The sequence below is a fragment of the Streptomyces sp. NPDC054834 genome, assembly GCF_053611185.1.
The window spans coordinates 94,548-106,568 of record NZ_JBSGZV010000009.1; the positions used below are offsets into that span (position 1 = coordinate 94,548).

Genomic DNA, 12,021 nt, shown 5'->3' on the forward strand with positions numbered 1-12,021 from the left:
AAGTATGATCAAGCAATGTCTGACATGACCGAAACCACGCCCGGCTGGCTCTCTCCCGACGAACTGGAGATGGCACGTGCCCGCATGCCGATCCTGTACGTCGAGGCCGTGCCGGTGCGCGTCGACGACAGCGGCGAAGTCACCAGCATCGGGCTGCTGCTCCGCATAGGGCCGGACGGAACGGTCAGCCGCACCCTGGTCTCCGGCCGTGTCCTGCACCACGAGCGGGTCCGCGACGCCCTGCTGCGCCACCTGGAGAAGGACCTCGGCCCGGTGGCGCTGCCCCGGGTTCCGGCCTCCTTGCAGCCGTTCACGGTCGCCGAGTACTTCCCCACCGCGGGCGTCACGCCGTACCACGACCCGCGGCAGCACGCGGTGTCCCTCGCCTACATCGTCCCGGTGACCGGGGACTGCCGGCCCCGGCAGGACGCGCTGGACCTGGTGTGGTTCAGCCCGCAGGAGGCCGCGTCGGCGGCCCTGCAGAGCGAGATGCCGGGCGGGCACGGGGTGCTGCTGAAGCAGGCCATGGCCCATGTGGGTCACGTGGCCTGAGGCGGCGGCCCGCGTCACACCTTCGCCCGCGTCCGGTCGCCGGACCCGGTGTGGACGGTGCGCGAGTCACGGCCGACGTGCGCGTTCATCGCCGACCACAGCCGGTGCCGGAAGGTGAACCCGGGGGCCGGTCCGGCCTTGGCGGAGCGCTCCCGGACGTCGGCCTTCGTGCACAGCACGTCCCACACCCGGTCCGGGCACTCCCCGCGCTTCCACAGGAAGTCGCAGTACGGGATGTGCGCGATCTCCAGGTTGAGCCAGCCGTCCTTGGTCAGCGCACCGTTCCACTCGGACGCCCGGAGTTTCAGGTAGCCCCGCGATCTGCCGGACTTGTCGATACTGGTGACGCAGAGCACGCGGACGAATTCAGGGGTGTGCTCCAGCACCACCACCGGGCGCTCCTTGTACGTGTCGTCGTCATGGGTGAGCTCGGCCATCCATACGTAGCCCACCCCCGGCGGCCAGGACGACGTGACACCCGGCGGTGCCGGACAGGCCGGTGGGCCGGATTTCAGCCAGCGGACCAGCCGTACGACCGCGGCCACCGCGCAGCCGGCGGACAGCGCGGGCAGGGACCACCACAGGACGGCGAGCAGCAGGGTCCCGGCGGTGGCGTCGTCCGGGTCGGGGACGAGGGTGCCGCCGGTGTGGTGGATCCAGTACCCGGTCACGGCGGCCAGGAATGCCCTCCACAGTGCCGTCGACAGCAGGACCAGCGGGAAATAGCCGTAATCCACGGTCCGCATGAGGCCCAGTACCGTCGCGATCGTCGCGTACACCACGGTCATCCCGGCCATGGGCTGCTTGTCGACCTGCGCGTCCAGTGGCGCCATGACGGCCGCCAGGACGCAGCACAGGCCCACCGCGCGTGCCGCCACCAGCAGCCGGTTCCCCTTGAGCCGCTCGGGCGCCGCCATGCGGACCATGGGCCGGGCGACCAGCACACAGAGCGCGAGCAGCGCCGCGCAGATCCAGGTGTTCCGCCTGCCGGTGAAGCCGATGTGGACCACCGGGTACATCAGCAGCCACATGGCCCAGGAGCCGAGCCCCACCGCGAACGGCGCCCCGAGCGAGAATTCGGGCACCATCCGCTTCGACCTCATCCGAGGCCGCTGCGTCCCTGCTATCAGCGGCGTGCTCAGACACACCAGTAGTACGGCCCCCGCCAGGAATGCCTGCACGTGCCCCCGCTCCCCCGCTCTCGTCGCTGGGAGCAGCATGGCCCCGGGCCGGCGTGCCCGGCGCCGATTCGGTCGTCCGGGCCCGCGCGGCCGGTCAGTCTGGTAGGGCGCCCAGGTCGGCCCGCGCGGGGGTGTCGTCGAGGAAGCCGCCCGACTGGTGCTGCCACAGCCTGGCGTAGGCGCCCTCCGAGGCGAGCAGTTCCTGGTGGGTGCCCTGCTCGACGATCCGCCCGCGGTCGAGGACCACGAGGCGGTCCATGCCGGCGACCGTGCTGAGCCGGTGCGCCACCACGAGTGCCGTCCGCCCCTCCATGAGCCGCCACAGCGCCTCCTGGACAAGGATCTCGCTCTCGGAGTCCAGGGCGCTGGTCGCCTCGTCGAGCAGCAGGATCGGCGCGTCGCGCAGGATGGCCCTGGCCAGCGCGACCCGCTGGCGCTGACCGCCGGACAGCTTGATCCCGCGTTCGCCGACCATGGTGGCGAAGCCGTTCGGCAGCGCGTCGGCGAACTCCGTGACGTGTGCGGCCTCGGCCGCGCGGCGGATCTCGGCGTCGGTGGCGTCCGGCCGGGCGAACGCGATGTTGTCCCGCAGGGTGCGGTGGAACATCGCCGGGTCCTGCGGCACATAGGAGATCAGGCCGCGCAGGTCGGCCTGGCGCAGTCTGCTGATGTCCTGGCCGCCGATCAGGATCCGGCCGGCGTCGATGTCCGTCATCCGCAGCAGCAGCCGGGTGAGCGTGGTCTTGCCGCCGCCGGACCGGCCGACGAGGCCGATCTTCGCTCCGTCGGACACCGCCAGGTCGAGGCCCTCGAAGAGCGGCTCCGCGCCGCCGTGGGCGAAGGTCACCCGCTCGAAGCGGATGTCGGCGGCCCCGGGCACCAGCGGCTCCGGCACGGCCGGGTCGAGCACGGTCGGTGGTTCCAGCAGCAGTTCGGTGTACTGCGCGGCCTCCGTCATCGAGCTCTCCAGACGGCGGTAGATCTGGTTGAACTCGAACATGATCCGTGTCGCGTTGCTGTAGTAGGTGAAGGCGACCACGACCGCCTCCACACCGTGCTCCCCGCCGCCGAGCGCGACCGCGAGCAGCAGGCCCAGCGCGTTGGTCAGTACGGACAGCGGCGCGACCAGGGTGTCGATGCGCAGATTGCCGTAGTCCCACGACCGCAGGGTGAGCCGCCGCGAGACCGCGACGCGGGCGCGGTGTTCGGCGGCCTCGCGTTCCTCGGCGGCGAACGCCCGGACCGTGTCCATGTTCATCAGGCTGTCGGCGACGTGCCCGGACACCCGGGCGATCGCTTCCTCCCGGCGGCGGACCAGCGCCTGGCGGCGCCGGACGAGGGGTGCCACGCACAGCGCGGTCAGCGCGATCATCGTCAGGAGCCCGACGACGAGCAGCGGGTCGTAGCGCCACAGCACCACCGAGCCGAACAGCAGCGGCACGAGGCTGCCCGCGATGTTGAACGTCAGCGTGTCGACGAACTCCTCGAAGCGGGTGGCGAAGCTCAGCACCCGCTTGGTCAGCGACCCGGCGAAGTTGTCGTGGAAGAACACCGCGTCCTTGGCGAACAGCTCGTCCATCCCGATCACGTACAGGTGCTCGATGCCGAGCGCGTCGACGCGGTTCAGGCAGTGCAGGCCGATGCGCCACAGCGTCTCCGCGAGGAGCAGCACACCGGCGAAGCCGAGGACGTACGGCAGGGTCGCGCTGATGCCGGTACCGGCGTCGCCCGCGATTCTTCCGACGAGCTTCGCGACGACCAGCGGCGCCAGGTAGTTGATGCCGATGTTGCCGAGTGCCGGCAGCAGCAGCGCCGGCAGTGCCAGCCGCCTCAGCCGTGACAGCTCTCGTCCGTAGTAACGAAGAGCGAGGAGCACCGAGCCCCTGCCCAGCGGAATTCCGCGCGATTCAGGCGATTCCATCCCACCCCCCGGGAATCGCAGTGTCCCGCAGCGGCGACCGCGCAGTCCAAGCGTTTTCTGCCCATGAGCCGCGGCCGACCTCGGACACGCCGGAGGCCGTCTCCTCGTTGTCGAGGAAACGGCCTCCTACGGGTCCAGGAACGCCTCACGACGAGGGACGACCTGCTCCCGTACACGGAACACCGTGCGTCGGCGCTGGCGTACGTCCCCCCGACCCCGGCGCCCGGCGAGTACGTGGGGAAGCGGTTCCTGGACTCATGAGGCTGGGACGCGCCCGCCCGGACGGGCGGTGGTGGCGAGCGCGCCCAGGGCCTCCTTACTCCGGCAGGGCCCCGTCGCGGTCGCGGCTCAGGACGTCAGGCCGGGTCCGCACCGGCCCCCGCCGTGAGCTTCGGCCGGACGTCGGGCGCCGTCGTGTGCCGGATGTCGGCGCCCAGCTTCACCAGGTCCTCGACCAGGTCGCGGTAACCGCGGGCCAGGTGGTGGTGGTTGCGCAGCGTGGTCCGGCCCGGTACCGCGAGCGCGGCGAGCAGCAGGACCGCGGCGGCGCGCAGGTCGGTGGCGTGGAGGTCGGTGCCGGGCCGGTACGGCGGGCAGGGGCCGTCGACGCGCAGGACCGTGTCGTCGACCGCCGTCCGCATGCCGAGCGCCTCCAGCTCCGGGGCGAAGCCGAAGCGGTGCTCCCAGACGGCCTCCCTGATGTGGGTGGGGCCTTCGGCGTACGCCGCCAGCAGGGCGAAGAAGGGCTGGCTGTCGCTGAACACGCCGCGCGACATGGCGGTGAACTCCACCGGCCGCAACGGCTTCGCCAGCGGGTGCGCGGTCACCTCGTCGGCGCCGACGTCGACGCGCACCCCCATGCGGTCCAGCAGGTCGAACTCGGGCGCGAGCGCGTGGACCGCGCGGTCGATGCCCGGGCCGGTGATCCGCAGCGGCTCGTCCGCCAGCAGGACGCCGGCGCAGATCCAGGTGACCACCTCGATCAGGTCGGGGATCAGCGTGACGTCGGCGGGCCGGTCCAGCGCCTGAGGGCCCCGCCCGTGGATCACCCACGTCTCGGGCCCGGCGAACTCGATGTCGGCGCCGAGGTCACGGAGCACGGTGACCATGTCGGTCACGTCGGGCTTGAGGTACGGGTGGTGCAGCGTGGTCGTCCCCTGCGTGACCGCGCCCATCAGCAGCGCGGTCTTGACCGCACCGCTGTAGCAGGGCCCGCTCATGAGCGCCTTGTTGCGCGTGTAGTCGAGCATGTCGATGGTGCACGGCGTGAGCCGCTGCGCGGTGAGGTCCACGGAGCCGTCCGCCGTCAGCCGGGTGGTGACCCCGAACCGCCCCATCACGTCCAGCATGTGCTCGACTGGCCTGCCGCGCGGGCCTTCGCCGATCGTGCAGCCGCCGCTCGCGGGCAGCCGGGCCACGCCGTTGCGCGAGACGAGGGCGGGCAGCAAGTAGAGCGAGCCGTGGATGCGGCCGACGAGATCGGCCGGCAGCTCCGCGCGGTCCCAGGCGGACGCGTCGACGGTGAACGTCTCGGCCGGCCCGTCGTAGTGCGCGTGCGCGCCCGCCGCGCGGAAGATCTCGCCCAGCACCGTCGTCTCGACGATGTCCGGGCAGTTTCCGATGCGCACCGGCGCGCTCGCGGTGGCCGCGGCGGCCACCGTGGTGACCAGGGAGTGCTTGAACCCGGAGGTGCGGACGGACCCGGAGAGCCGGTTCCCGCCGTGGATCTCCAGCAGCGGCTCGCCCGGGGGAGCGGGTTCTCGCCGACGGTCCTGCATGGGGGTACCTCCTGCGCTGAGTGGTGACGGGGCGGGCGAAAGGGGCCGGTGCTCGATCGAACGCAGCCACTGCCGCGCTTGACTCGCACTGGTCAGGTGGACGACGGCGAGGCCGGGGTGCAGGCCGAGGAAAGCGGCCGTCTCGGCCCGCCGGGTGGCGTGCTGGGACCAGGCCCAGCGCAGCGGGTGGCGCGGGTTGCGCAGCATCGACCGCCAGGTCTCCCGGTTGCCGTGCCACAGCTCGCGGCCGGTGGCGGCCCGGACCACCGAGCGCCGCAGCACGCGGCTCATGACGGTCCGGCGGGGCAGGTCGAGCCAGACGAACGTGTCGGCGCGCTCGCCGAGCAGGTCGCCGACGACCCAGTGGTACTGGGCATCGCAGATCCACGCCGGTGTTCGCGTGGCGCGCTCCACGTCGTCCGCGAACTCCGCCCGGTGGGTCCACCCGGGCCCGTGGTAGAGCGCGTCCATCTCGATGTGCCGGATGTCCAGCGCCCCGGCGAGGGCGGCGGCCAGCGTGGTCTTGCCCGCGCCGGAGATCCCGCCGACGACGATCCGCCGCAGCGGCGCGGGTGCGGGCGCCGCTACCGGCCGGGTGGGCCGCGTGAGGAACCCGACCGACAGGGCCGTCCCCGCGCAGACGACGGCCAGGCCGAGCCACAGGACGGTGTTCCCGTGGGCCAGCAGCGCCGTCCCGGCCGCCGGGGCGACGGCGCCCGCGATCCCGAAGGACGTCTGGAAGGTCGCGTTGTAGCGGCCCTCCAGACCGGGCGGCGCGGCGGCGTTCGCCGTCGTGGTGACGACCGGGGCGAACAGCGCGTCGCCGAGCGTGCCGATCAGCGCCGCGCACAGGACGACCGCGGTGGTGGCAGGCCCCGCCCAGCCGGACGGCGCCATGACGAGGACCGCCAGGGTGAGGAAGCAGCACGCCAGGCGCAGCACCCGCGGGGCGGGGACACGCCGCGCGTAGGCGACCGCGGGGCGCCGGGCCACGGCCATCGACACGCAGGCGACGGCGATCACCACCCCGGGCACCCACGACGGCTGCCCGAGCACCACGATGGCGACCACCGGGAGCATCGCCGTCAGGCAGTCGGAGACGAACGCCAGCAACAGCGTCAGCAGGCACAGCCGCAGGAAGCCGGGGTCGTCACGCAGGTCGCGCCACCGCCACGCCCGCCCGTCGGCCGGAGGCTCGGCCGCGGGGGAGGGCCGGACGTGCCGACGCACCGTGAGCACCAGGACCATGGCCGCCGCGTAGGTGAGGCCGTTGGCGTAGGCGACCAGGTGCAGTCCCGTACCGCTGTCGATCAGCAGACCCCCGGCGGTCGCGCCGATCGCGCCGCCCGCCGCCCACCCGCTGACTTTCAGCACGCTCGCCGTGCTCAGCACGCCGATGAGCGCCTCGGCCGGGACCAGCCGGGCCAGCAGCGGTGTGCTGGCCGTCCAGAACAGCCGGTCCGCGGCGGCCGCGACGACGGCGAGCGCGCCGACCTGCCACGTGGCGGAGACGAAGGGGAACAGCGCGAACGCCCCGGTGCGCACGGCGTAGCTCAGGGCCGCCCCGTTCGCCGGACCCCACCGGTCCACCAGCAGGCCGTTCACCGGTCCCGCCAGCAGGCCGAGGAGCCCGCCGACCGTCAGCGCGGCACCGACGTGCGCCAGGGGGAGGTGCTGCCCCCGGGTGAAGAAGATCAGCGCGACCGGCGTCCACAGGCCGTTGCCCACGCAGTCGACGGTCAGCGCCACCAGGTAGGTGCGCTTCCCGGGCGTCTCCCGCCCCCGGCCGATCCGGAACGGGGTCACGGGCGGACGAAGTGCACGAGCAGCGCCCGCCGGTCCACGGGGCAGGTGTCGGCGACCGGCGGGACGCCGTGCCAGGACCGGTCCGAGCGGACGAGCACGACGGACGTCCCGGTGGTCGGCGCCACCCGCTTCGCGCAGTCGTCCATGTCGGCGCTGCGCAGCAGCCGCAGGTCACCGCTCCACTCCGGGTCCCACCCGTCGTTGAAGTAGAAGAGGTGGGTCACCGCCTTGTCCGGGCGGTCGGTGTGCGGCTCGATCCAGCAGCCCTGGGCGTAGCGGGTCATGCGGGCCTCGACCAGGCACCGCTCCAGGTCCACGCCGGTGAGCGCGGACAGCGCCTCGCGGTAGGGCTGGGAGACGACGTCCGCGACGAGCTGCTGCCAGTTCGCGGGGAGCGTGCGCACCTGGTCCTCGTCGACCGCACCGGCGGTGACGAGGTTGCGGTTGAACATCCGGTACTGCTTGTCGGACCGGTTCAGGTCCGTGCGCTCGGACTCCTCGAAGCCGGCGTCACTGAACTCGCCGCGCAGGTTCTCGGCGACGGCGTCCGTGACGAACGAGCGGGGGATCACGGCGTGGCCGAACGGGTCCTGTTCCAGCTCGGCCCGGCTGATGGTCTCGATGTCGACGAGGGACACGTCTTCTTCCTTACAGGTGGACGGGGTGGGTGAACGCGCCGGCGACCGTGCGCAGCCGGGTCTCCTCCCGGAGGCCGTGGAGCGTGAGCAGCCGGGCGACGCTGCCGTGTTCCGCTTCGATCCCGGCGATCAGTGAGCGCATCGTCGCCGCCGGCGTGGAGGTCCGCAGCCGCAGCTGCGCGAGGGTGTCCTCGCGGGTCCAGCCCGGGCGGGCGTCACCGCTGCGCAGGGCGCGGTAGGCGCGGGCGGTCAGGGCGTAGTCCCGGGCGACGTCCGCCGTCCGCACCCCGAGCGCCCGCAGGACCAAGGCGCTGACGACGCCGGTGCGGTCCTTGCCCATCGCGCAGCAGATGTAGACGGGGACCTCCGCCCCGTCGGCGAGCAGGTCCACGATCTCCGCTGCGACCGGCGCCGCCCTGGCCAGCATGTCGCGGTAGTTCGCGAGGTAGTCGCTGGGCAGGGGCCGCACGTTGCCCCGGATGCGGCTCATGTCGCCGGCCACGGGCCGGGGCAGCACCCTCGCGCCGGTGCACTCGGGCCCCCGGTACTGCCGGCGTTCGTCCTCCAGGCGGAGGTCGACGATGGTCCGGATGCCCAGGCCGCCGAGCGCCGGCGCCGTCTCCGGTGACGGCGCCGGCCCCCGGACGAGGAGTCCCCGCCGCAGGTACCCCCCGCCGGGACCGCGCAGCCCGCCCAGGTCGCGCACGTTGGGCAGGCCCGGGACCATGATCCTGCGGGTGTTCATGCCACCCCTTCGCGGTACCGGTCGCTCAGGGCGGCGACGACCTGACGGACGACGGCCTCGTTCGCGACCGCGATACGGACGGCGGCCGGCAGCCCCGGCGCGCCCGACAGGTCCCGTACGACGATCCCCCGCTCCAGGAGGTGCCGGCTCGCGGCCTCGGCGGCCGCCGGGCCGGGGACGTCCCAGGTCACGAAGTTCCCGCCGCTCGGCCGGGGGTGCCAGCCGGGCACCGCGCGCTCGACCTCGGCCGCGAACCGCTCCCGCAGCCGCCGGACATCGGCCCAGATCCCGGTGAAGACGGCCTGCTCCTCCAGCGACCGCCGCAGCAGCGCGACCGCCAGAGCGGAGACCGAGCCCTCCGGGTCCAGGTCGAACAGGTGGCGGGCGGTCGCCGGGTGCGCGACCGTCACCGCGATCCGGGCGCCCGACAGGCCGTAGCACTTGGAGAACGTGTTGACGCGGACGACGTGCCGCAGACCGGCGAGCCCGCGCACCAGCTCCTCGCCGCTCTCGGTGAACGCCAGGTAGGCGGTGTCCACGACCAGGAGACTGCCGTGCTCCGCCACGGCGTCCGCCAGCTCGGCCAGCTCCTGTGCCCCGTGCACCTGCCCGGTGAAGCTGTGCGGGGTGGTGACGACGACGAACGCCGGCGCTCCCGCCCGCAGCCGCCGCGCCAGGTCACGGAGGTCGAACAGCCCCGTCCCCGGGTCCGGGGCGACCGGGTCGAGGACACAGCCCGAGATCGCCGCGAACTTCGCCCAGCCGTCGAAGTTCGGCTGGTGCAGGACGATCCGCGACACCTCCGGGAACGCCCGGGTCAGCAGGTTCAGCCCGGGATCGCTGCCCGCGGTGAGGACGAGGGAGTCGACGTCGACCCCGAACCGGTCGGCCAGCATCCCGTAGACCGGCCCCAGGATGGGGTAGGTCAGCACGTCGTCCGGGTCGAACTCGGCCAGCGTGCCCCGGTGCACCGCCGCCGCCCGGCTGTCGAGCAGCCCGCAGTTCTTGAGGTTGATCTCGTCGGGGACCCGGACACGCCGGTTGCGGAACCGGCCGGCGCTCTCCCGCAGGAAGGGGGAGCCCGTCCCTTCCCGCGCCGTCACGAGCGTCTCGTCCCTCATACCGGGCGCAGGGCCGGGTCGGCGGCGCGGGCGGGGATGTTCTCGAACACCTGCGTGACGTCCGGCTGGCTGCCGAAGATGATGTCGTAGCCGCGGGCCAGCTCGTCGTCGGTCAGCGCGTGGGTGCCCGGCACGAACAACTGCCGGTTGAACGCGGCCATCTCGTGGTCGAGAAGGTCGGGGCCCGCGAGCTCCCAGGGGGCGTACACGGTCGGCCGGGCCCGGCCGCCGCGCTCCTGGACGGCCTCGATGGTCCGCTCGGCACCCTCGATCGTGGTGCCGGGCAGCCCGACGATGACGAAGCAGTTCAGCTCGATGCCCGATTCCTTGCACCAGGCCGAGAGCCGGTCGAGGTCCATCGCGGACTTCTGCTTCGGCCGGGGCAGCAACGCGCCTTCCTTTGGGTCGAGCGTCTCCAGACCGACGCTGATCCGGACGCAGCCGGCCGCCCCCATCGACCGGATCATCCCCTCGCTGAGGTGGTGGATCGTCGTCGCGCACTTCCACGGGTACGGGGACCCCCGGCCGGTCAGCTCCCGGCAGAGCTCCTCCATCCACTTCTTGTCCAGCGTGAAGGTCGGCGCGTAGAACGCCACGTACTCGAACGGCGCCGCGGCGAACGACTCATCGATGTACTGGAGCGTCCGCTCGACCGTGAGCCGCCGTTCCTTCCGCGTGTAGATCAGCGGCACCTCGCAGTAGGAGCAGCCGACCGGGCACCCGCGAGCCGCCGGTACGACCAGTTCGCGGCGGCGCGGGATGCCGCAGAACTTGTTCGTGTCGTCGAAGTAGAGGGCGTCGTAGTGCGCGTACGGGATCTCGTCGGGCGTCGGCAGGTACCAGTCCTCCGCCGGGAGCAGATCACCGCGGCGCTTCGGGGCGGCCCAGGAGCCGTCGCGTCGCAGGTGCACCCCCGCCGCGTCGGCCGCACGGCCGCGGAAGGTCTCGATCGCGGCGCCGACGCCGGTCTCGAAGTCGCCGTTCTCCACGATCGCGTCGATGTCGAAGCGCTCGAAGAAACGGGGGTTGACCCCGGACAGCCGGCCGAACGTGACGATCGGGGCGTCCGGGTTCAGCGCCCGCGCGTAGGAGACGAACCGGCGGAATCCGTCGATGCCGTCGAACTCGTTCATCACGGCGATCACGTCGTACCGCTCCTGGAAGAGCCTGCTGCCGAGGTCCTTCCACGTCAGCCGCTCGACGCTGGCGTCGATCGCGGTGACCTGGGCACCCGGGTAGGCGGCGCGCAGGTGGCCGGCGACCTGGTAGAGCGCGAGGTGGTGCCCCGCGTTGAAGTAACTGAGCACCTGCGGGGGCCAGATCACGAGGATCTTCCCGGGCTCGTCCACGATCTTTCCCATGGGGGTCCTTTCGGTTCCGGCACGGTGGGCGCCGGGCGCCGGACGGTCAGTTCTGCGGCCGGTACGCGGAGCCGGCGAGCCCGGTGGTCAGCCAGTACTCGATCTGGACCGTGATCCGCTCGGTCCCCTCCGGGTGCTCGATCTTCGAGACCGCGTGCCACGACTTGTCGGTGGGCGGGAAGGCAAGCAGCTGGCCGCCGACCGGGCTGATCTCCTCCGTCGGGCCCGCCTTGGGGGACGCGAAGATCTGGAACTGCCCGCCCGCCTCGATGGGCCAGTCACGGTTCAGGTAGAGGATCACGGTGATCGCCTTGGTCGGCTTGTCCTTGTGCACCGACAGGTAGTCGCCGTTGCGGTGGGTGTAGAGGCCGATGCTGCGCTGCAGGCCGGCCAGTTCGATCCCGGTCGACTTCTCCAGCCAGGCAGTGAACTCGGTGCCGCGCAGGTCCTCCACGAGGTCGCGCCAGATCGCGGGCAGCCGAGGGAAGACCGGGGCTTCCTTTTCGAGGACGACGAGGTCCACGAGGTTCATCCGGTACTGCTTCTCGTGCTTCGGGTCCTCGACCGCGATCTTCGCGACGTCGGCGGTCGGCATGGTGGCGAGCAACTCCTTCAGTTGCCCGTCGTCGAGCAGGTCACGGCCGCGGAAGAGCTGGAACGGCTGAGTACGTTCCTCCAGCGCCGAGTCGAGCGTCAGCACCACGGTGCCTCCTTGGGGTCGATGCGGGGGTCCCCGGACGGCCGGGACCCGACCTGGCCACAGCCTGTCCGCGGGCCCCTGCCGACCCCTTGTCGGTTCGCTGCCCGGCCGCTGCCGGGGATCGGCAAGGTCTTCGCAAACCGGCGCGCCATCGCACGGCAAGCGGGACGGTGACACTGGCGGGGCAGCCCTGATACCCGAACCGGTGCACACGCCGG

Annotated in this window: 9 protein-coding genes; 1 reads left to right on the forward strand and 8 read right to left on the reverse strand. The window is 72.4% G+C overall.

Features of this window, described 5'->3' with window-relative positions:
• Positions 1-24 precede the first annotated feature (24 nt).
• Positions 25-552, forward strand: a complete 528-nt coding sequence (locus tag ACWGJM_RS15010; protein WP_453412247.1) for an NUDIX hydrolase family protein — start codon at positions 25-27, stop codon at positions 550-552.
• A 14-nt stretch (positions 553-566) separates the two neighbouring features.
• Here ACWGJM_RS15010 and ACWGJM_RS15015 read toward each other — a convergent pair whose 3' ends face one another.
• From ACWGJM_RS15015 to ACWGJM_RS15050, 8 genes are all read right to left on the reverse strand, one after another.
• Positions 567-1,640 (reverse strand): hypothetical protein, encoded by a 1,074-nt coding sequence (locus tag ACWGJM_RS15015; protein ID WP_453412095.1) that lies wholly within the window; start codon positions 1,638-1,640, stop codon positions 567-569.
• Positions 1,641-1,827: 187 nt separating this feature from the next.
• Positions 1,828-3,654 (reverse strand): ABC transporter ATP-binding protein, encoded by a 1,827-nt coding sequence (locus ACWGJM_RS15020; RefSeq protein WP_453412096.1) that lies wholly within the window; start codon positions 3,652-3,654, stop codon positions 1,828-1,830.
• A 356-nt stretch (positions 3,655-4,010) separates the two neighbouring features.
• A complete protein-coding gene (locus ACWGJM_RS15025; RefSeq protein ID WP_453412097.1) occupies positions 4,011-7,238 on the reverse strand; it encodes an MFS transporter in 3,228 nt (1,075 codons plus the stop codon).
• Complete coding sequence (locus ACWGJM_RS15030) at positions 7,235-7,876, reverse strand: prolyl hydroxylase family protein (RefSeq protein WP_453412098.1); 642 nt, start codon at positions 7,874-7,876, stop codon at positions 7,235-7,237. Before ACWGJM_RS15030 ends, ACWGJM_RS15025 begins: the two co-directional genes overlap by 4 nt.
• Before the next feature lie 10 nt (positions 7,877-7,886).
• On the reverse strand, positions 7,887-8,621 hold the full coding sequence (locus ACWGJM_RS15035) for a tyrosine-protein phosphatase (RefSeq protein WP_453412099.1): 735 nt from the start codon (positions 8,619-8,621) through the stop codon (positions 7,887-7,889).
• Entirely contained in the window at positions 8,618-9,724 is a 1,107-nt protein-coding gene (locus tag ACWGJM_RS15040; RefSeq protein ID WP_453412100.1) for an aminotransferase class I/II-fold pyridoxal phosphate-dependent enzyme, read from the reverse strand. The genes ACWGJM_RS15035 and ACWGJM_RS15040 overlap by 4 nt, the downstream gene beginning before the upstream one ends.
• Before the next feature lie 14 nt (positions 9,725-9,738).
• On the reverse strand, positions 9,739-11,103 hold the full coding sequence (locus ACWGJM_RS15045; RefSeq protein ID WP_453412101.1) for a B12-binding domain-containing radical SAM protein: 1,365 nt from the start codon (positions 11,101-11,103) through the stop codon (positions 9,739-9,741).
• A 46-nt stretch (positions 11,104-11,149) separates the two neighbouring features.
• On the reverse strand, positions 11,150-11,806 hold the full coding sequence (locus ACWGJM_RS15050) for a 2OG-Fe(II) oxygenase (protein WP_453412102.1): 657 nt from the start codon (positions 11,804-11,806) through the stop codon (positions 11,150-11,152).
• Positions 11,807-12,021: the final 215 nt, after the last annotated feature.

Coding starts and splice junctions, on each gene's coding strand:
- ACWGJM_RS15035 (WP_453412099.1), bottom strand. CDS start 8,621: ATGAACACCCGCAGGATCATGGTCCCGGGCCTGCCCAACGTGCGCGAC.
- ACWGJM_RS15015 (WP_453412095.1), bottom strand. CDS start 1,640: ATGGTGCCCGAATTCTCGCTCGGGGCGCCGTTCGCGGTGGGGCTCGGC.
- ACWGJM_RS15045 (WP_453412101.1), bottom strand. CDS start 11,103: ATGGGAAAGATCGTGGACGAGCCCGGGAAGATCCTCGTGATCTGGCCC.
- ACWGJM_RS15010 (WP_453412247.1), top strand. CDS start 25: ATGACCGAAACCACGCCCGGCTGGCTCTCTCCCGACGAACTGGAGATG.
- ACWGJM_RS15020 (WP_453412096.1), bottom strand. CDS start 3,654: ATGGAATCGCCTGAATCGCGCGGAATTCCGCTGGGCAGGGGCTCGGTG.